Genomic DNA, 19,659 nt, shown 5'->3' on the forward strand with positions numbered 1-19,659 from the left:
CGGGCGGTCCTGTCAGGACCAGGCCGGAATGAATATACGTTTCAGGGGAATGAGCTGCTGGGTTTCGAGATCGAGCTTATCGTACTGCTCAAGCAGGCTCTTCACCAGATCATCGAGATCCATAAGGGCAGTCGGGATACGGGCGCGTTCGGCCTCATAGCGAGCCTCACGGGTAAAGCCGCCAGTGCTGACGTAAAGCCCCTTGTCGAGGTCATGACGCCCGGCGATGAAGTTGCGCAGATCCGGCGCGCCCATGGAGCCTTTGCGATGCTTGACCTCCACAACGATGCGGGGCGCCTCGAAGCCGAAACCATCGGGTGAGGCGACGATGTCCTTGCCTTGATCGGGGCCGGCGTCCGAAATGCGGGTCTTGTAGCCGAGGGAACGGAGCAGACCCGCAACGAGATCCTGCATCTCCGACCAGCTCAAGGCGTTTAGCTTGTCCTTGATGAACTCATGAGCGCGGCTGGCCATGGATTCGAAAAGGTCTTCTTCGGCAGCCTCACCCACGGCGACCGAACTTTCGGGCGGTGCTGCGATGTTGCCGGACAAAGCTTTCTTCAGTTCCGACGCCACTTCGTTCGACAGCCGAAAAAGGGTCGAGATGGAGCCGAGGCTGTTGCGGCTTTCGACGGAAAGAAGGTCGCGGCTGACTTCGCCATCCCATCGCACGGACCGGACCTGTGTGTCTTCCGGGTCTATCGAGGTATCGTGGCGATAGGCGCTGGCTATCTCCCCTACAAGATAGACCCGGCGCGACGGATCGTAGGTGACGACCATATCGCCGATGTTCATCTCATTGACGAATCGGTGGAGCTGGCCGGCTGCCATCGCTTGGCTCTGCGGCTTGGCGCCAGCATATGCCTTCGCAAGCGCCTCGCTGATGGTTTTGCGGGTTTTTGCTTGTGAAAGATCAGCCAGCGCGGGCCAGCCGATGGCAACGACAGACTTTTCCTTGAACGCATCAAACAAGCGACCGTTGCGCTCGGCGCGAACCATCCACGATTTACTCATATGCATCCCCCTGTCGCAGGGATACATTCATCACTCGTCGCAAAATTGCAATATTGATCAAGCCGCTACGCTGTGGCGACTCCTTCATAAGGCCGGAAATTATTTCCGCTTAGACGGATCCTCGATGATATCGGTGATCCTGGCCGTCGCGAAATATGCCTTATAAAAAACGATCCAGTCTCCCCGCGCGGTCTTGACCTGACGCAGATAGGTGCGCGGAAAATGATAGCGTTGCTCAGGAAGGTCGTCGTAGGTCGGGTCGACTTTCGTCGTCAGGACCGCTTTTGACATCGTTGCACCTCTATCAATTGTCCTGGTGTTACCAGGTCGGCAGGTCTTCGAAAACATGCACGGGCACGCTAGATGGCGCGCGCTAGGGTTGCGTTTTGTTACTTGAGCTGAGTCACAGTAAAAATTTCTCAAATTTTCCGGAATGTACGCTAATTAAGTAGTAATTAGCGTATAATTCAGGTATATCTAAGTAAATATAAGATACGCAACTTTTGAGACGTCTTGATTTACTTTTAAACTCAGCGGATAATTTATATATCAATTGCGCAAATGCAGTTGATGCTTTTGCAACATGCAAGGATCTTTGACATGACGAAGAAAACGAACGAAGCGGCATCCGGCCGCTTTGACTACGACGCGCTCAACATCGGTGCGCAGAGCAAGAGAGCGTTGGAAGCGACAGCCTCCAACATCCAGGCTTTGGGACGCCGCTCCACGGAGCAGGCGTTCGAGCTGGGCGACCTGCTGGAGCAGGCGTCCGCACTCGTCGAGCCGGGTACTTTCGAGAAATGGGTCTCGCAGCGATGCGACATCTCCTCGAAAACTGCCCGCAACTACAGGGCTGTTGCTCGCAATCTCGCCTCGTACCGAACACGTGCGGTCGAAATTGCCATCAGCCCGACAGTCCTTTTTCATCTGGCGTCCGCGCCGGAGGAAAAGATCGAAGCTGCCTTGGCTCACGCCGAGGAGCATGAAGGCATCCGAGTGAGCGAAGTGAAAGCTCTGCTAGCGGACGGCGCCGAACCAGCGTCCGAAGAGGTCACAAGCACTGAGCTTGCTGACATCGGGGGTCTCTCCGGACTGAGGGCGCTGATTGATCTCAAGACGAAGAGTGGTGTTGCCGCTTTCGTTGAAAGTGCGTCAGCGCTTGCCAAGACTGTGGAAGACACTTTGCAGAGCAAGCCCCAGGGAAAGCGGCTGCAGAAGACAGCACTGGTTCCAGTGTTGGAGCCTTTGGCTCGAGCGGCGAAACGTAGCCTCGGCAATGTTCTGCTGCTGGATGCGCCCGGCGACGTCGACGTCCGCAAGCTTTCCGAGGACGAACTCCCCGCCGACAGCCGCTGGTACAAGGTCTTCTCGACATTGGACAAGCTCGGCAAGCGAGAAGCGTGGCCTGAGGCCAAGGAGCTCGAAATGTGGCTCAGCCAGAGCGTGTTGTCGTTGCTTGAGTGGGCAACGTCCCGCACCAAGCAGCCCGAATGGCCGCTGGTGGCCCAGACTGGCCCGAATTCAGCGGAAGTCGCGATGCGGAATGGGTTGGAGGCGCTTGGTGGCGTCGTGCGGGTTGACGCGCCAAGCCTGGACCCGTCCGAGGACGAGGATGAAGTGCTCGAGGACTACGTGCCGCCGGCGATGTTCACCCGGAGTGGTGGAACACCTGAGACCGTCGGTTCCAACGTCCTTTCCTTCGGTTCGACCGAAGGGCTATCTGGACTAAGGAAGCCGAAGGCGCTCACGCGCAAACCCGCCGAGACGACGGCGGACTGAACATAAGAAAGGGGCTCTCGGGCCCCTTTCTTGATTCTCACTGTGCTTTGGCGCCGTGCTCGGCACGGCTCACCGGTCTACTGCTGCTTTACCATCGCTCGGAACCGAATTGGGGCGTGAGCCCGCCGTTAACCCTGTTCAGGATCTGTTCTCTTTCCTGGGTGATGCGGCTCTTGAGATCCGCCGCGGGTCCTGCGACATAACATGGGCTTCACTGAAGCTAAGCGGCCCAGGGCAGCGCGCCAACGCTACCAAGGGCCTGACCCTCAAGCCTTCTGATGAAAGGAATCGGGCTTTGACCAATCTACACGCATCATCCCCCGGCGGGAAAGCTCTGCGCGCCGCGACTTCGGCATCCTCGACCATGTCTTTTGCTGCCGGCTCGACGTCGCGCCGGCAGTTCGGTGAGCGCTTCGCTGTTCAGGCTGAACCCCCGGTGCTGCGGCGCCATGCGCATCTCGTGCGCTACCCCGACGTCGAGGCAGACTTCGACGTGCTGATCGAGAAGGCCATCACTGCGATCGCCGACGGCGAGCCGGTCGAGGACGAGATTCTCGGGCACTATGTCAACGTCGCCTCGCTGGTCAGGGCGGTTTCCTTCCGAGAGGGCAAGCTGCTGGAGCAGGCCGTCGAGCGACTGGCGAAGGTTAACCCCGACTTGGTCGTGTTGATGCAGTCGATCAAACTGCCACTGGTGAAGGCCGCGATCGAGACGGTGGCCGGCAATGACTGGCGCCAGCTCGAGGGCGTGCGGCTTGACTGCGAGGCGCCGGCAAAGGGCAGCTATACGCCCGACCTGATCATCGTGAACCGCGCCAAGCGCGCCGCCTTTGTGCTGGATTTGAAACGGTCGCTCGCTTCCTATGGCGACACCAGCCGGCTTGAGGAGCTGAAGCTCAAGATGCTGGCATCGGCCATGGTGCTGCCTGACTGGCTCTACAAGACCCAGAAGAGGCTGATGGTCGAGACGGTGGGCGTTGCAATTATTGATGGCGCCAGCCGCCCGAGCGATCATGCTGCGGGCGTCTGGGCGCTGGCGGAAATCGACGATCTTCTCGAGATCGACGGGGCGGCGACCTGCATGGCGGAACTGCGCCTGCGGTTTGGGCGCCGCGTGCAGCAGCTTCTTGAGGTCGAGGCGCGCCGGGCGCTGAGGCTCCCCGAGATGCCAACGGTGACGGCGACCTCTCTGCTCGCCGATGCTGACTCCACGACGTCGCTCCATCAACGCCGCTTCGGGACGCTGCGGGCAATCCCCCGTGCCATGGTCTGCGTGGATGCGACGAACGACACCGGAGATCACGGGCCCGGATGCCGTTGCGGCTCCTGTGAAGATCCGAGCTTCGACGATGACGATGATGGCCACGATGATCCGGAAGCGCTGACGGATGACACTGTCTCCTGGCCGCCGGAGCATATCCGCATCGGCTTTGCCCGGCGTCTGCTCGACGCCTGACGCGAGTCCGCCTTTGCTTGAAGGAGGCTATGGCTGCGGCGCGTGACGCCGCGGCGGCCTCTTGCCGTTCCCATCATCCTTGAGAAGACGCCGTCCGCTGAAGCCGGAACGGCCAGGAGATCCTGTATGTCCGCAGACATCATGTCCACCCAAGCACCATTGACGTCACCTCGCCTCAAGCGGGGCAAGTCCACTCAGACTCCTGTGGCTTCGCGTCCGCAGGACGACCCGGCTCTGATCGTCGGCCTCGCGCTTGCGTCCGCCCGGCAGAGGCCGGGGGACACACGCGCCATCTCCTCAGTTCTGCTCGACCGGCTGCGCCACTTGGCACGTTCCGGCGAGCCAACCTGCCGCTTGGTTCTCGACTATCTCAACAGGATGGCCGGCGCCAATCATCGGACGGCCGCTCATCAGAACGTGCCGGCGGCAATTGTTTCCGCTCAACCTGCACTGGAGGATCGATGATGGATCGCCTGTCTTCCTTCCTGCTCCGGCGCTTGGCGCATGTCGAACGCCGGGCCGTCCGGCGTCTTGCAGTCCGCAACGGTCTGCTGACGATGAGCACGGCCATCGTCAACGGTTATGTCGTCGGCCGTTACGCTCCGGCCTTCGATCCCTCCCATCTCACTGGCGACCTGAAGCAGGACCGGCAGTGGATGCGGGATCATCTTACGGCATTCCTGATTGAGGGGCCGCAGGACGGTCACGGTCGACCCGTTCTCGTTCCGGCCGTGCCGGTGTGGCCGGCGCATCTCGTGCGGCGTTCGGCGAACGAGACGGATACCAACCTGGCCGCAATTGCCTACGCGGTACGTGTCGTTGCCGAGACCGGCTATGCTCCGAGCGTTAAGTCCATGGCTACCCTGCTGCTGCTTGCCGCGGCAATGGAACAATCCGGCGTCACACTGCGCGATCTGGTCGCGGTCCTGCGCCAGCCCGCACCCGTCTTCTCCGTGGCGGTCCTCGCCGACGGTTTTGAGCGGGCCCTGCCGCAGCTTATCGAAGACACGGAGGTCGCCCCGTTCGGGCCTTACAATGGCGTGGCGGCAGATTTCGCCTTCACCGACGATCTCTGGAGGTGGGTAGACAGCGAGACCCGGCGCATCTTCCTGCAGGTCCCGGCTGACGAGACCAACCGTCCGAGCCGTGCGGGGTTGCGCGGGCAATTGCTGCGAGCCTTAGCGGATGGCACGCCCGTACTTGCCGTGTCGGAGACACATAATGGCGTTCCGGAACAGGTCGATCTGACGTGCGACGTCAGCCTGACGGGCGACGGGATTGATCGTCTGCTCGTCGCCGATCTGCTGGAAGCCATCTATGGCAGCGAGGCGGTCATGCGCCACGATAGTTCCATCGCGAGGATCGATGCGGAGGCGCTGACGCTCGACGATCTCGCCATCGCAATCCGGTCGGGCCGCCCAATCCTGTCGAGCATCGAGGCGCTCGTCGGATTGGCTGCGCTGAATCGCGAAGACAAACGGGATCAGAAAGACGAAGACAAGACGGGCTCTTCGCGTCGGCTGGTCACGCAAAGCCCGAGTGAGCGAAGAGAGCAGACGTCGCGGAATGCCGGCAATACCGACGATCGAGCATCATCGACGTCGACCTCCTCGTCCAAGAGCAAAGGGAGATCAAAAAGCAAGCCAACCGGCGCCGAGGTGATCCAGCCGGAGCCTATCGATGATGTATCGAGGCCGGCTGCGCCGCCCGTGCTGCGCGTTGAGACGCTGACAGGCTACGGTGCAGCAAAAGACTGGGCGCTCGGCCTGAAAGTCGATCTGGCGGATTATCTCGGCGGTGAACTGCCGTGGTCACAGATGAGCACCAAGCTTCTTCTGTCCGGACCTCCCGGGACCGGCAAGACCACCTTCGCACGCGCCCTCTGTAATACGCTGCAGGTGCCACTTGTCGTGACGTCCGTCTCGACCTGGCTGCAGGGCGAGTACTTGCATGATGTGCTGGACCGCATGGCTAACACCTTTGCGGAAGCCCGGCGTCACGCGCCGTGCATCCTGTTCATCGACGAGGTCGACGGCATCGGCCAGCGTGCCTCGGCGTCGCGACCCTACGCTGACTATTGGAATGCCTGCGTCAACAAACTCCTCGAGCTGCTTGATGGCGCCATCAAGACCGACGGAGTCATCGTCGTCGGCGCCACGAACAGGCCGGGCGAAATCGACGAGGCAATCCGCCGCTCCGGACGACTGGAAACACACATTGAGATCCCGCGGCCCGACATTCCGACCCTCGCTGGCATTCTCGCCCATCACCTCGGTGCTGACCTCGATGCCATCACGGCGCCGGATGGTGAGGTGGGAGCTCAGCCATGAACGGCAATATGAAGATCAATAGCTCCTCGGACGAGATCGAGATCATCCTGGACGATGGCGACAAGCACGAGATCGAACGGCTGGACGTAACCAAACAGGACGGTTCGGTATCAGAGCCGTTGCGGCGCCTGGCAACGCGCGCCATGGGCCTGACCGGCGCCGATATCGAACGGATCGTCCGCGAAGCGCGATTGAAAGCTCGCCGCGAAAAGCGCCGTCTCAGCTACGCCGACATCGAAGCCGGCATCCGCGGACATCGTCCGCCGGTTCCATACGATGTTCGTTGGCGCTTTGCCATCCATGAGTCCGGCCATGCGGTCGTTCATCACGCTCTGCGTCTCGGTTCGATCAAGGGGCTGACGATTGACACCAAGGATGGCGCCCACAATGCGCTGACCTTTGCGACGAACGCTCCGGACACCGAAGATTGGTACGCGCGGTTGCTGGCAATGCTGATGGCGGGTCGCGCGGCGGAACTCATCGTGCTCAAGACCGTGTCGGCGGGCTCCGGCGGTGCCGACCAGAGCGATCTGGCACGCGCGACCCGCATTGGGCTCGATATGGAGCAGGCGCTCGGTTTTGGTGGCCGCCATCCGCTGCTCTATCTTGAATACAAGGATCCGACTGCGATCCTCAGCCGCGACGCCGGTCTCGCAGAGCGCGTGCATCGGCGGCTGGAGTTCGCGCAGGCAAGGGCAACGGACGTAATCCTCGAGAACCGGCAGGCCTTCGAACGGCTGGTTCGCGAACTCTTCGATGCGCAGGCGCTTGATGGCGCGGCGGTCATGGACATCCTAGATGCCGCCTCGTAGATCGTGAACGAGGGATTGGAGGACGGGATGTCTGTAAGGGTCATCGCACATTGCGACTGGAGTGTCGAAGGCAAGAAGCGGTGGATGTGCGTGGCGGTTCGGCAGGACGAGACATGGGTCTTGTCGGCGCCGGAGCCTGTCGGCGACACGCAGAACCTTATACATCGACTGCGGCGACGGTCGGGAGCAGACGCCGCAGTGCTGATGGGTTTCGACTTCCCGATCGGTCTTCCTGCCGCCTACGGCAGAACTCTAGGGACACCTGACTTCCCTTCTTTTTTGCGGTCATTCGGGGACACACGCTTTGCGCGTTGGTTCGACGTCGCGAAGCATCACAGCGAAATCTCCATCGACCGACCGTTTTATCCGATGCGGCCTGGGGGCACGCAGCGTCAGCACCTTTTCGACGCTTTGGGGCTGACGGCCAAGGATCTTCTGCGCCGCTGCGAACGGGCGACGCCGGATCGCGGCGACGCCTGCATGTTGTTCTGGACGCTCGGGGGCAATCAGGTGGGCAAGGCCGCCTTGGCCGGCTGGCGTGAGATTATCCTGCCGAACATGGAGAAGCTATCGCTATGGCCGTTCGACGGGCCGCTCCATGGACTGATGGTACCGGGCGCCACCGTAGTCGCCGAGACGTACCCTGGCGACGTTTATGGCCAGCTTGGTGTTCCCCGACGTCCGGTATGGAGTAAGCGACAGCAACACGGACGCCGGTCCGTGGCAAGTCATTTGGTGCGGTGGCTGGAGAACAGGCCACACGTCGACGGGAGCGGGCTACAAAGTCTGATCAACGATGGTTTCGGAAACGGCAAGGATGGTGAGGACCGGTTCGACGCGACGGTCGGCCTGCTCGGCATGATCGACGTCGTCGATGGCCGACGGGGCGAAGGCGTACCGGAAGCTGATGATGTCAAAACCTGGGAAGGCTGGATCCTCGGTCAGCAGGCTTAAGTCACCCACACGCTGATCAACGGCGAGACGATTTAATGCAGGTTGCTCGCAATTCGAAACAAATTGCGCTCATTCGATTCGAACCTCCGGGCGGACGATTCGAACGTCTACGGCAGCGTTTCCAAACTCTGGGCGAACGTTTCGTTTTTCCAGATTTCCGATTCACGTCCTATCGGAAGGGCCGGATGCCGTGCGTCCGGCGCCGCGAATATAGCCGTGGGACTGCCGGCAACCCGTCTCGACGTGCCCGCAATCTGAAACAAATTGCGCTCATTCGATTCGAAACTCCAGAATTCCGATTCAAAACACAATGATTCCGTTTCGGCGACAAACGCCTTGCGCCGTGCCGCCGGTCCTCTGACCATGGGAGTGCCATCAACGAGAACGATAGGAGGACAACATGGCACGTCAGACCCTGGAGGAGCGAAACGCCAGGCAGCGGGAACGCCAGCAGCGGCTTCGGGACGGGCATCGGGCCGAGCGGCGCCCGGATCGAGACGACGTCGCGAGGACAATGCTGTTCTGGGCGATCACCGGCTACTTGAAGGAAGATCGGCCCGACCGCATCGACCAGCTAGCCGACGCCGTGACGGCCCTGCTGGTCGACCAAGGATTTGACGAGCGGGCAGCCTACGAAGTCTTCGATGATCTTGTCGATCGCTATGCCCGCGATGACCGTCCCTTCCGAAGTAAGCCTCACCTGCGGGGCTAACGATTTCAGGCCATCTGCTCTGCCGGATCACCGAATCTTTGCAAACGGCGTTCTCATTCGGGGACTTCGTCCCCCCGTTACTTCGTTAAACGCCGTTTGCAACTGAATCGCATTTATGACGCTTTCCGCCTCCGGAAATCTTTGGTTACCGAAGGTTAACTCCATTCCCATAGCTCGCTTGCCCCGCTTCTGCGGGGGACGACCAACAACAGCTACGTGAATGGAAATGAGCCAATTTTCTGCCAAAGCTTTTCAACGCAAGATCGATGCCTTCTGCCAACTGCGACTGACGCCGCTTTTCGAGGACGACGAACTTCCCCGGCTGAAGTGGTATATGCACACGCTCATTCAGGTGCGAAAATCGGCGCCAAGAACTAGCGGCAAGACGGACTGGGACGTTGTCGCGGCAGCCTGCGGCGTGGACGCCAAGCTCCTCGCGAACAATGCACGCCAGATCGATCCGGCCTTCGACGCAATTGCTCGGTGGATCCGAGACGCTCGCCCTTCAGCCACCGCCGCGACCTCCGAAGTCCAGCGAACACAGACGACGCCGAGGACGAAGGCGGCGCCTGCTGTGCCCCGGCCTGCCTCGCGGATGACAAAGCATCCGACTGCGGCGCGGTCGGCTCCCGCAGCGAGCACACGCGCAAATCTCGAACTTCCAGGAGCCCTGTTCGAAGTCTGGGAGGATCCGGCGGACTTTTCGGAAGCTTTGCAGCTTCATCTTCGGCGCCATGGCGAAACTTACTGGACACTCTATCGCGGCATCATTGGTCCGGATGACACCACGGACAAGAACACGCTTTTAAGCTGGATCGAAGGTCGGAGGATTCCGCGCACCACCGAGAGCTTTGAGATCTTGTCGCGGATCGAGCGGCGGTACCGGCTCCCGGCCGGTTATTTCAAAGCCAAGCTTCCACACCCCTCACGATCGGCGTCAGGGTTTGAACTGTCCGGCATAGAGCCTGCCGAGCGGCGTCGCATCGCCTGGCATTTGCCTGAGGATTTCAACACGCTGTCCTTCCAAAAGAGGGCAGAGATCGTCGACTGGGTGCGGAGGGTCATCATCAGCGGCACGACCGACTACAGGAAATATCAGGCGGTCGCCGCCAAGCAACGCTACGCCATCCGTTTCCCCGGCGTCTCCTATGGTGGTCGAGCGCCACGCGATGGAAAGATCGTCGTGCCTGCGAACTACGAAGCGACATGGGTCGAGGATCCCGACCTGTTGTCAGGCGTCATCGAGGCTCCCCCGGCACTCGCGATGGAGATGGCAGACCTGGTGCGCTTCAAGACGTCGGCTCTGACGTCGGTCGGTTTTCAGCGGAACGGGGTATGGGGCGAGGAAACCGCCTCGCAGAAGATTGAGCATCTCGGGCTGATGTTCGGTGCCCTTGCAGCAGCGAGAGATGGAGAGGTGAAGGGCTACGGGGTGCCGGTCCGACAGTTGACGTTCGGGCTCCTCATTTTCCCCGGCGTCTGGGATTGGTATCTGCAGTGGCGGGAGACTCGCCGCGGCTTTTTTACCGCGTGGGAAGTCGACATGTTGCGGATCGCCTTGGCGATCACCAAGGAGGGGACCGGATGGCTTCGACAGCATCCGGAGCTTCTGGCGCGCGTTCAACCGATTGCCGGCCTCGTCTCGCAAAACGAGATCGACTATGCGAATGCGGACTGGCACGGTGCCTGCGACGACTTCCACAAGCACGCTGCCCACCGCGTCAAAGAAATCCAGCGGATCGCTCGCGTCCATCGCGATCCGTTCGAGTCGATCATGCCGGTCCTCGAGGCGGCGAGCCCCGTTGGAGAGTATCGCAAGATCACCGAGGAGATCATTCGCCTGATGCCGGATGAGCATCGTTATCCTCGGCCGGCTGCCGAAGCGGTGCGATCATTTCTGATGTTGAGGTTGGGATTGCATCTTGGGCTTCGCCAGAAGAACCTCAGGCAACTGATGCTCAATCCTAAAGGCTCGATGCCGCGCTCGGAACGCGCGCTGGAAAAGATGAAGCGCGGCGAAATCCGGTGGAGTGATCGGGAAGGCGGCTGGGAGGTCTTCATTCCTGCGGTCGCCTTCAAGAACGCACACTCGTCCTTCTTTGGCGACAAGCCGTTTCGGCTCGTGCTTCCGGACCTCCTGGATCTCTACAAGTACATCGACGCCTATGTCGACCGGCACCGCTCGGTGCTGTTACGGTCGGCCGCGGATCCCGGCACGTTCTTCGTCAAGACTGTCAAGACGACGAGTACTGATGCGGCTTACGATACGACCAGCTTCTACGAGGCATGGCGTCTCACCATCCAGCGCTACGGGATCTACAACCCCTATACCGGACGAGGCGCAATCAAGGGGCTTTTGCCGCACGGTCCGCACAATGTCCGCGACGTGCTGGCGACCCACATCCTGAAGCAGACCGGCTCCTACGAGCAGGCGAGCTATGCGATCCAGGACACCGCTGACATGGTGGCCAAGCACTACGGGCGCTTCTTGCCCCAGGACAAGGCCGCACTGGCCGCGCGCATCCTCAACCAGGTCTGGGAAGCCGCCTAATGCAGACGGAGACGTCGGAAATTATTTCCGGCGTCTCGCTTCATTCTTTGCCTCGCGCGCCCATGGTGGCGGCAGCCGTTGTTCGATCCATGGCAGCAGTTTGGTCGGCTTAGGTTCGATGCCGGCGGTGATGATCGGATACTTGCTGAGAGCATCGCGCATCAACGGCAGACCAGCGGGGTTGGTGTAGCGAAGGCTGGTCTCGCCCCCCTGGCTCAGCCGTCCCGAAATGTCGTCGATGACCAAGGGTGGGACGCCTGCCTGAAGGAGGGTATCTGCCATGCCGTGGCGTAGCGCGTGGAAAGCGCGATCCCACATCTTCTCTCCGAGGGACTGCTTCATGATCGGGAGGAAGACGTCGTAGAAGCGGTCGCCCGGATCGTTCAAGGTCTTGTCGGAGAAGAGGTCAGGGAACACGGCCTCGTACCCCAGGTTCTGGAGCGCAGCGCAATAGTCCATGAAGCCCAAGCGAACCAGCTCTTCCGGAAGTGGCAACAGCCGCTCTGATTGCTCGGTCTTCAGCCGCCGGAATTTGTTTGTCCGCAGGATCAGCACGAGGCCGCCATCATCTTCAGCGATGTCGTCCAATGCAAGACCAGCGAATTCGCGCCGCCGGGCTCCGAGGTAGGAGAACATGATCGGCAAGAAGTAAGCCGCGTCATGAAAGACATGCGGTCCCGGCTTTTTACGGCCTCGATCGTGGTTCAGCGAGCCCGTATAGATCGGGCTTGAGAAAATCGGTTTGATTTCGTCGGGCGTCGGCTTGTGCTGTTGCCTGCGAATGCTGCCAAGCTTCGGCTTTTTCGGCCTCAAGCCTTCGAAGGTCCAATCCTCGACGTCAAACCCGTGGCCGCGAACATGTTTCAGGAAATGGTTCACATTCCCGATATGCTTTCGAATGGTAGCGGCGCTTAAGCCCACGGCGGCATCCTCGCCCTTCGTTTCGGCCTGCTCGCGCAGTCTCTCGCCCTCAGCTCGAAGCTCAGATGCCGACATCGCCCTCATTCTGGCGCTCTGTCCCCAACGGAGGGGGATCTCGTTGAAGTGCTTACGAAGCTTGCCGATATGGTACTGGGTAATCTGGCCGGTGTGTTCAACACCGTGTTCTTCGAGTACGCCCTTGAACATGCGAACCGCTGCGCGTGCGTCACGTGCGGTACTGTCGTCCCAGGCATCCTTCATGTTCTTGACGAGCTGCTCGCACTCAGCTTCGAAATCCACGAGATGAATGACGGGCCGCGTCCTTTCCTCAACCGGCTCATTGATGGCGGCCGCCCGCGGCGAGGGAGTGAGATCGAGCATCGTAACCGGCGGCACTTCGAGCGCAGAGGGCTCGACAACATCATCAGCGGGAACTGCGATCTCCAATAATGGCGGCGTCGTTTTCAAGGGTGCGACGACCTCCATAAACGCAGGCTGTGGTGTCGAAGCCGAACCGCCCGTGAGTTCGCTCAGGTCACGATCAGCGAGGGGATGACGTTCCGCGACGTCGAAGAGAGCTTCCGCCCGCCCACTGAAATAGGCCTTCATGGCCTTTTCCTCGTTGACCGGGTTTGGACTGATTTCGAAGAGGTGCATCAATCTTCGAATGCCTGCCTTGAAGCCGCGCGTGTTGGCCTCGTGAAGCAGTTCGAAATAATTGGAGCCGATCGCGAAGATATGGGAGGCGGGAACCCCGTTTTGCCTGAGGTAGGCTAAGCCGCGGCAATCGTCCTTAAGCGTCAGGTGATGGGTGATGCCGAACATGCCGAGCAGTCGATAGGCCCATCCATTTTCGACATCCATTTCCAGCTCTGTGATGTCTGCGGGACGGCCATAGCGCCGCGCCACGATCGAGACATCTTCCAGATGCATGAGCATCATGTCTCGTTCGTGTTCGCAAAGCTTTTGGAGCTGCGCCTTGGACATGGGTTCCTTCTGCTTCAACTTCAGTTCGGCGACCAGCATGTTGAGCTTGCGGCCGATCGCCTGCGCTTTCTTATGATCAGAACAGTGAAGGCTCAGTGAAAGCCGGCTGCCTGGTCGGCACTGCCCGAAGGCGCTTGGGATGCGCGAACGCCAATAGAAGATATTGCCGCGGCGGGTGAGATTCTCGACGTCGTGGCGGACTGCCATGAGGAGTTTGCCCTTGCCTGCCACCTGTGATGTTGCCGCTTACTTCGCGTGGGCATCACCTGTGGGCACCAGTTCTGGGCATCAGGTCGCCAATGATGCCAAAACGATATCCGGCACGACTGGAAAATCAAGGATTTAGAGGGTTTTAGGGAGAATTGGCTGGGGAACCTGGATTCGAACCAAGATCGACGGAGTCAGAGTCCGCTGTTCTACCATTGAACTATTCCCCAGCAGGCGAACCGGTAGGCGGTTCGGCTGGTGTGCGGCGCTTATAAACAAAAGCCCGCCGATTGCAAATACCTGTTTTGAAAAAAATCGGCCTTCTCAGCCAGGGCTGAAACTATTCCGCAAATCCCTCTGCCAAAAAAGAATTTGGTGATTTTGGCGGGCGCTGATATTCTTGCGGCAACGCAAAAATCGAATGAGCGCCTGCTGCATACCTCAGGGAGTTGCGCGGCGCGGTGGAAAAGCAACGTGGAAGACCCCGAAGGCGGCGTTAAGCCGCAATTTGACGGGGCGTCGGCGGCAGGGCGCAAGGACGGCAAGAAGTCCAGGCGTCGCAAGGGCAAGCGCGGCGGGCAAACCCGCAGCGCCGCTCATCCCGCTTCGCATGAGCTCTCCGGCAATGCCGGGCAGCCAGCGCGCCCAATGGAAGATGCCGCCGGACATCCGGCCCGCAAGCGAAAGCGGCGCCGTCGCGGCGGCCATGGCGCTTCGCAGGAGGGCTCGCTTCAACCCCAGCCGATGGAACAAACGGGCGTCGCAGCCAATGCCGCCCGGGACGGCGGTGATTCGCCGTCGAGCCGGCGCAACCGCCGCAAGCATCGCGGCAAGCGCGGCCTGCAGGGCCGGCCGCTGACATCGGCAAAGCCTTCCCATATCCAGCCGCAGGAAAACCGTGCTGAGGAGACGGCGCGCGCCGCCCTCCCGCGCGAGATGCAGAACGGCGCCGGCCGCAAGGGCCGCCCGGAGAACCACGCGCACCCGGGGGATCGCCTGGCGCCCGAGCATGCCTGGCCGGAAGAGCTCTATGCCGCTCTCGATCTCGGCACCAACAATTGCCGTCTGCTCATTGCTCAGCCGACCCGTCCGGGCCAGTTCCGCGTCGTCGACGCCTTTTCCCGCATCGTCCGCCTCGGCGAAGGCCTTGCGGCGAGCGGCCGTCTGTCCGACGAGGCGATGGAAAGGGCAATCGAGGCGCTGAGGGTCTGCGCCTCCAAGCTCAGGAACCGGGAGATCCGCCGCATGCGGCTGATTGCCACCGAAGCCTGCCGCCAGGCGGTCAATGGCGAGGAATTCCTCGGTCGTGTCGTTGCCGAAACCGGCCTCGAGCTCGAAATCATCGATCGGGAGACCGAGGCGCGGCTTGCCGTCTCCGGATGCTCTTCGCTCGTCGGGCGCGAGACACGCTCCGTCGTGCTCTTCGATATCGGCGGCGGTTCGTCGGAGATCGCCGTCATCCGCATCGGCGACAATCGCTTCAGCCGGCTTGCCAATCACATCACCCATTGGACGTCGCTGCCGGTCGGCGTCGTAACGCTGTCGGAGCGTCACGGCGGACGTGATGTCACGCCGGAGCTATTCGAAGGCATGGTGCGCGAGGTCGAAGGCATGCTCGGGCGCTTCGATTGCCCCGAGATCGAAATCGCCCAGACCGGCGATTTCCACCTGATCGGTACGTCCGGCACGGTGACGACGCTTGCCGGCGTGCATCTCGACCTGCCGCGCTATGACCGGCGCAAGGTGGATGGCATCTGGCTGTCGGATGATGAGGTCTCCGCCATGCAGGCAAAGCTTCTCTCCTGGGATTTCGACAGCCGTGCCGCCAATCCCTGCATCGGGCCGGACCGGGCCGATCTGGTTCTCGCAGGCTGCGCCATTCTCGAGGCGATCCGCCGCCGCTGGCCGAGCCCGCGCATGCGCGTTGCCGATCGCGGCTTGAGGGAAGGCCTGCTCACCGACATGATGGCCGATGACGGCGTGTGGCGGCGCAATCGCAACCGCCGCGGCCAGCGCGTGAAATGAGGGGAAGGGCATGACCAAGGCACCGATCGCGGGAAATCGCACCGGCCGCAAGCTCGGCCAGCGCGTCAAGAACAAGAAGATGAAGGCCTCGTCTCGCCAGTGGCTGCAGCGCCACATCAACGATCCCTATGTCCAGCGCGCCCAGCTCGAAGGCTATCGCGCCCGCGCCGCCTTCAAGCTGCTCGAGATCGACGAAAAATACCACATCCTGCGCGGCGCCAAGCGGATCATCGATCTGGGTGCGGCTCCCGGCAGCTGGTCGCAGATCGCCGCCAAGGTCACCGGTTCGACCGATGAGGATGTCCGTGTGGCCGCGATCGATTTCCTCGAAATGACCCAGCTTCCCGGCGTCAAGATCCTGCAGCTCGATTTCCTTGATCCGAGCGCGCCGGAAAAGCTGATGGAGGCCGTCGGCGGCACGCCCGATCTCGTCATCTCCGATATGGCGGCGCCGACCACCGGCCATCACCGCACCGACCACCTGCGCACCATGCATCTGTGCGAAGTGGCGGCCCACTTTGCCATCGAGGTGCTGGGCGAGGGCGGACATTTCCTCACCAAGACCTTCCAGGGCGGCACCGAGCGTGATCTGCTCGCCATGTTGAAGCAGAATTTCCGGCAGGTCGTCCACGTCAAGCCGAACTCGTCGCGCGCCGAATCGGTCGAGATGTTCCTGCTCGCCAAGGGCTTCAAAGGCCGCAAGGCGGAAGCTGAGGAAGAGCAGGCTTGATCTCGGGCAGATCCCGGCAGATGATGACGCCCCATGCTTCTTTACGTCACGCTCGGAACCAACGACCTCGATCGCGCAGCGCATTTTTATGATGCCGTTCTGCCGGTACTCGGCTATCGCCGCCAGCATTATTCGCAGGAGGAGATCGGCTATTCCGCCGAAAGCGATACGCGCTGCCGTTTCTGGGTGGTGACCCCCTTCAATCGCCGCCGGGCGACATCAGGCAATGGCGCCATGGTCGCGTTCTCAGCCCAAACGCGGGCGGCCGTCGATGCCTTCCATGCGGCGGCTATCGCGGCGGGCGCCGCCGATGAAGGCGGGCCGGGTCTGCGCTCCTACCATGCCCATTTTTATGCCGCCTATGTTCGCGATCTCGACGGCAACAAGCTCTCTGCCGTCTGCGAGAGCCCTGAATAGAAAGCTTATTTCACGGCCTGCTGCTCGGCCTCGATCGTCGATGCGGCTACGCGCCTCGAGCGGTGGCCGGATACGAGCGCGCCGGCGTTGCGGTCCATCCTGATGAAGGGAATGGTCGCAATCACCGTCAGTCCGGCGATGATGTAGAAGGCAAGGTGGAAATCGGCCACCTGCAGCGCCTCGCCCCTGATATATATCGAGCTTTCCAGGATCGCGGCCGCGACCGCGACGCCGAGCGCCAGGCTGATCTGCTGCATCACCGAGCTCATCGAGGTCGCCTGGCTCGCCTGCGCATCGTCGATATCGGCAAAGGCCAGCGCATTGACGCCGGTGAACATGAAGGAGCGGGAGAAGCCGCCGAGCAGCAGCACGCCGATGATGACGAGATGCGGCGTTGCTGGTGTAAACAGGCCGGTAATGACGGTCACGACAGTCGTCACCATGGCGGCGCCGAGCAGCGTCGTGCGGAAGCCTATGGCTGCGAAGACGCGCTTTGCCATGAACTTGGTGGTGATCGCGCCGATCGCGCCGGCAAAGGTGATAAGGCCGGATTGGAACGGCGTCAGACCGAAGCCGAGCTGCAGCATCAGCGGTGTCAGGAACGGCATGGCGCCGACGCAGATGCGAAACAGGTTGCCCCCCGTGGTCGAAACCCGGAATGTCGGGTTCTTGAACAGGCCGAGGTTCAGGATTGGCGCCGGGTGGCGCTTCGCATGGCTGATATAGAGGAAGCCGCACAGGACGCCGATGCCGGTGGCGGCGACGCCGATGATCGGCGGCAGGGCCGGCAGACTGACCACCGACAGGCCGAAGACGACGCCCGCGGCCGAAAGCGAGGTCAGCACGAAACCGGTGAAATCGAGCTTCGGCGGGGCTGTCGCCTTCACCTCCGGCAGGAAGATCGTCGCGAGCCAAATGCCGATGATGCCGACCGGCACGTTGATCAGGAAGATCCAGTGCCAGCTGAAATAGGTGGTGATGAAGCCGCCGAGCGGCGGGCCGGTGAGCGGGCCGACAAGCGCCGGGATGGTGAGCAGTGCCATGGCCGAGACCAGATCGCTTCGCTGTGTCGTGCGCACCAGCACGAGACGGCCGACCGGCGTCATCATCGCGCCGCCCATGCCCTGCAGGAAGCGGGCAAAGACGAATTCGACGAGGTTGGAGGAGATGGCGCAGAAGATCGAGCCGATGACGAAGACCGATATGGCGAGGCGAAAGATTTTCTTGGCGCCGAACCTGTCGGCCATCCAGCCGCTGACCGGAATGAACACCGCAAGCGCCACCATGTAGGAGGTCAGCGCCAGTTTCAGCGTGATCGGCCCGACATGGAGGTCTAGGGCGATCGCCGGCAGCGCCGTCGAGATCACGGTGGAGTCCATCTGTTCCATGAAGAGAGCGACGGCGAGGATCAGCGGGACGATGCGGTTCATAGGCGGGAGCCTTGATGGGCGCGGATAGAGCTGGAAGGCCCGTGCTGTTTAATCCGAGTTCCGGAAGCTGCCAATGCTCAAATCCGGTTCGATGCGTTCTTTGCTTCACGTCTGCGTGAGACGGCTTGTCGGACAAGGTTCGCTATCAAGATTGACATATGTTTAGGCTGCCGGGCCAGAAACCCGGCAGGTGTCATCGGCCGAGCAGCGACAAAGCACGCATCATGGGGGATGGATATATGGCGATTTCAACGCGAATGACACGACGCACGCTTTTTGCCGCAAGCCTCGGCCTGCTGGCGGCGCCGGCAATTTTGAGAGACCAGGCCGAAGCGGCCGCCACTGGAGCAAGCAGACGTATGGATATAGCGCCTTTACCTGAAATCAATCAGTTCAAGCTCGGTTCCTATAAGTTCACCGTCGTCAGGGACGGTATCAATATCTCCGAAAAACCTTATGAGACCTACGGCACCAATCAGGATCCCGAAACCGTCCAGGCGTTGCTGACCGCCAACTTCCTGCCGGCCGACAAGCTCCTGAACGGCTATGCGCCTGTTCTCATCGACACCGGTTCCGACCTCATTCTCGTAGACACCGGCTTTGGCGCGGGCGGCCGCGCCCGCGGGCTCGGAAAGCTCGCCGAGGGCCTGAAAGTGGCGGGATATTCGCCCGAGGACGTGACCCTGGTGGTTCTGACCCATCTGCACGGCGATCACATCGGCGGGCTGATGGAAGAAGGCGCGCCCGCCTTCAAGAATGCCCGCTATGTCATCGGTGAGGCCGAATATGATTTCTGGTCGAACACCGCGCGCGAGGGCACACCGGCCGAGGGCGGCCACAAGGCCGTGCTCACCAATGTGACGCCGCTCATCGAAAAAGCCACCTTCATCAGGGATGGCGCCAGCGTCGCGCCTGGCATGACCGCGATGCTGGCTGCCGGTCACAGCCCGGGGCACATGGTGTTCCACGTCGAATCCGAGGGCAAACGCCTGGTACTGACCGGCGATACGGCCAATCACTACATCCTGTCGCTGCTGCGGCCGGATTGGGAGGTGCGCTTCGATATGGACAAGGCGCAGGCGGCCGCCGCCCGCCGCAAGGTTTTCGACATGATCGCGGCCGACAAGATCGCCTTCCTCGGCTATCACATGCCGTTCCCGGCGGTCGGTTTCGCCGAAAGGCAGGACGGCGGCTACCGCTTCGTGCCGAAGACCTATCAGTTCGATATCTGATCGCCAAGCGGTTGCGTTTTTCCCGGAATTGCTCTTCGTGCATGGCACCCATGACGAGCCCGGCGGGCACGCCGGGTTTTTTGCTATTTCCTTCCTGTCATA

At 61.2% G+C, this 19,659-nt stretch carries 16 protein-coding genes and 1 tRNA gene; 12 read left to right on the forward strand and 5 right to left on the reverse strand.

Going from position 1 to position 19,659, the window contains the following annotated elements:
- Positions 1-12 precede the first annotated feature (12 nt).
- Positions 13-999, reverse strand: coding sequence for a restriction endonuclease (locus GGI60_RS22250; RefSeq protein WP_183918609.1), 987 nt, complete (start codon positions 997-999; stop codon positions 13-15).
- Positions 1,000-1,113: 114 nt separating this feature from the next.
- A complete protein-coding gene (locus GGI60_RS22255; RefSeq protein WP_210314532.1) occupies positions 1,114-1,305 on the reverse strand; it encodes a hypothetical protein in 192 nt (63 codons plus the stop codon).
- Between the two features lie 309 nt (positions 1,306-1,614).
- Here GGI60_RS22255 and GGI60_RS22260 point away from each other — a divergent pair, with 309 nt between their 5' ends.
- From GGI60_RS22260 to GGI60_RS22295, 8 genes are all read left to right on the forward strand, one after another.
- Positions 1,615-2,793: a hypothetical protein gene (locus tag GGI60_RS22260; RefSeq protein WP_183918610.1), complete on the forward strand. Its 1,179-nt coding sequence runs from the start codon at positions 1,615-1,617 to the stop codon at positions 2,791-2,793.
- A 295-nt stretch (positions 2,794-3,088) separates the two neighbouring features.
- A complete protein-coding gene (locus tag GGI60_RS22265; RefSeq protein WP_409527277.1) occupies positions 3,089-4,249 on the forward strand; it encodes a hypothetical protein in 1,161 nt (386 codons plus the stop codon).
- 126 nt (positions 4,250-4,375) lie between these two features.
- Positions 4,376-4,714 (forward strand): hypothetical protein, encoded by a 339-nt coding sequence (locus GGI60_RS22270; RefSeq protein ID WP_183918611.1) that lies wholly within the window; start codon positions 4,376-4,378, stop codon positions 4,712-4,714.
- On the forward strand, positions 4,711-6,579 hold the full coding sequence (locus tag GGI60_RS22275) for an AAA family ATPase (protein ID WP_281414472.1): 1,869 nt from the start codon (positions 4,711-4,713) through the stop codon (positions 6,577-6,579). Before GGI60_RS22270 ends, GGI60_RS22275 begins: the two co-directional genes overlap by 4 nt.
- Positions 6,576-7,391 carry an ATP-dependent Zn protease gene (locus tag GGI60_RS22280; RefSeq protein ID WP_183918612.1) on the forward strand — a complete coding sequence of 272 codons (816 nt, stop codon included), beginning with the start codon at positions 6,576-6,578 and terminating at the stop codon, positions 7,389-7,391. The genes GGI60_RS22275 and GGI60_RS22280 overlap by 4 nt, the downstream gene beginning before the upstream one ends.
- Positions 7,392-7,418: 27 nt before the next feature.
- On the forward strand, positions 7,419-8,345 hold the full coding sequence (locus GGI60_RS22285; protein WP_183918613.1) for a DUF429 domain-containing protein: 927 nt from the start codon (positions 7,419-7,421) through the stop codon (positions 8,343-8,345).
- 400 nt (positions 8,346-8,745) lie between these two features.
- Positions 8,746-9,057: a hypothetical protein gene (locus GGI60_RS22290; RefSeq protein ID WP_183918614.1), complete on the forward strand. Its 312-nt coding sequence runs from the start codon at positions 8,746-8,748 to the stop codon at positions 9,055-9,057.
- A gap of 220 nt (positions 9,058-9,277) precedes the next feature.
- Positions 9,278-11,608, forward strand: a complete 2,331-nt coding sequence (locus tag GGI60_RS22295) for a hypothetical protein (protein ID WP_183918615.1) — start codon at positions 9,278-9,280, stop codon at positions 11,606-11,608.
- 21 nt (positions 11,609-11,629) lie between these two features.
- On the opposite strand, the gene GGI60_RS22300 is transcribed toward GGI60_RS22295, so the two are convergent.
- Both GGI60_RS22300 and GGI60_RS22305 read right to left on the reverse strand, forming a co-directional pair.
- Positions 11,630-13,747 (reverse strand): integrase, encoded by a 2,118-nt coding sequence (locus GGI60_RS22300; RefSeq protein ID WP_312862816.1) that lies wholly within the window; start codon positions 13,745-13,747, stop codon positions 11,630-11,632.
- 132 nt (positions 13,748-13,879) lie between these two features.
- Positions 13,880-13,953, reverse strand: a tRNA-Gln gene (locus GGI60_RS22305).
- Between the two features lie 244 nt (positions 13,954-14,197).
- On the opposite strand from GGI60_RS22305, the gene GGI60_RS22310 reads away from it, so the two are divergent.
- From GGI60_RS22310 to GGI60_RS22320, 3 genes are read left to right on the forward strand one after another with little or no spacing between them, the layout of a single operon-like run.
- Entirely contained in the window at positions 14,198-15,748 is a 1,551-nt protein-coding gene (locus GGI60_RS22310; protein ID WP_183918616.1) for a Ppx/GppA phosphatase family protein, read from the forward strand.
- A gap of 10 nt (positions 15,749-15,758) precedes the next feature.
- Complete coding sequence (locus GGI60_RS22315; RefSeq protein WP_183918617.1) at positions 15,759-16,478, forward strand: RlmE family RNA methyltransferase; 720 nt, start codon at positions 15,759-15,761, stop codon at positions 16,476-16,478.
- 33 nt (positions 16,479-16,511) lie between these two features.
- On the forward strand, positions 16,512-16,895 hold the full coding sequence (locus GGI60_RS22320) for a VOC family protein (RefSeq protein WP_010048065.1): 384 nt from the start codon (positions 16,512-16,514) through the stop codon (positions 16,893-16,895).
- 5 nt (positions 16,896-16,900) lie between these two features.
- Here the strand turns inward: GGI60_RS22320 and GGI60_RS22325 are convergent, their stop codons facing one another.
- Entirely contained in the window at positions 16,901-18,325 is a 1,425-nt protein-coding gene (locus GGI60_RS22325; RefSeq protein ID WP_183918619.1) for an MFS transporter, read from the reverse strand.
- Positions 18,326-18,564: 239 nt separating this feature from the next.
- Here GGI60_RS22325 and GGI60_RS22330 point away from each other — a divergent pair, with 239 nt between their 5' ends.
- Positions 18,565-19,557, forward strand: coding sequence for an MBL fold metallo-hydrolase (locus GGI60_RS22330; protein WP_183918620.1), 993 nt, complete (start codon positions 18,565-18,567; stop codon positions 19,555-19,557).
- The last annotated feature ends 102 nt before the right edge of the window (positions 19,558-19,659 follow it).

The organism is Rhizobium lentis (assembly GCF_014200175.1).
Taxonomy (GTDB): domain Bacteria; phylum Pseudomonadota; class Alphaproteobacteria; order Rhizobiales; family Rhizobiaceae; genus Rhizobium; species Rhizobium mulingense.

Coding starts and splice junctions, on each gene's coding strand:
- GGI60_RS22270 (WP_183918611.1), top strand. CDS start 4,376: ATGTCCGCAGACATCATGTCCACCCAAGCACCATTGACGTCACCTCGC.
- GGI60_RS22325 (WP_183918619.1), bottom strand. CDS start 18,325: ATGAACCGCATCGTCCCGCTGATCCTCGCCGTCGCTCTCTTCATGGAA.
- GGI60_RS22315 (WP_183918617.1), top strand. CDS start 15,759: ATGACCAAGGCACCGATCGCGGGAAATCGCACCGGCCGCAAGCTCGGC.
- GGI60_RS22285 (WP_183918613.1), top strand. CDS start 7,419: ATGTCTGTAAGGGTCATCGCACATTGCGACTGGAGTGTCGAAGGCAAG.
- GGI60_RS22320 (WP_010048065.1), top strand. CDS start 16,512: ATGCTTCTTTACGTCACGCTCGGAACCAACGACCTCGATCGCGCAGCG.
- GGI60_RS22290 (WP_183918614.1), top strand. CDS start 8,746: ATGGCACGTCAGACCCTGGAGGAGCGAAACGCCAGGCAGCGGGAACGC.
- GGI60_RS22255 (WP_210314532.1), bottom strand. CDS start 1,305: ATGTCAAAAGCGGTCCTGACGACGAAAGTCGACCCGACCTACGACGAC.
- GGI60_RS22330 (WP_183918620.1), top strand. CDS start 18,565: ATGGCGATTTCAACGCGAATGACACGACGCACGCTTTTTGCCGCAAGC.
- GGI60_RS22260 (WP_183918610.1), top strand. CDS start 1,615: ATGACGAAGAAAACGAACGAAGCGGCATCCGGCCGCTTTGACTACGAC.
- GGI60_RS22275 (WP_281414472.1), top strand. CDS start 4,711: ATGATGGATCGCCTGTCTTCCTTCCTGCTCCGGCGCTTGGCGCATGTC.
- GGI60_RS22250 (WP_183918609.1), bottom strand. CDS start 999: ATGGTTCGCGCCGAGCGCAACGGTCGCTTGTTTGATGCGTTCAAGGAA.
- GGI60_RS22280 (WP_183918612.1), top strand. CDS start 6,576: ATGAACGGCAATATGAAGATCAATAGCTCCTCGGACGAGATCGAGATC.
- GGI60_RS22295 (WP_183918615.1), top strand. CDS start 9,278: ATGGAAATGAGCCAATTTTCTGCCAAAGCTTTTCAACGCAAGATCGAT.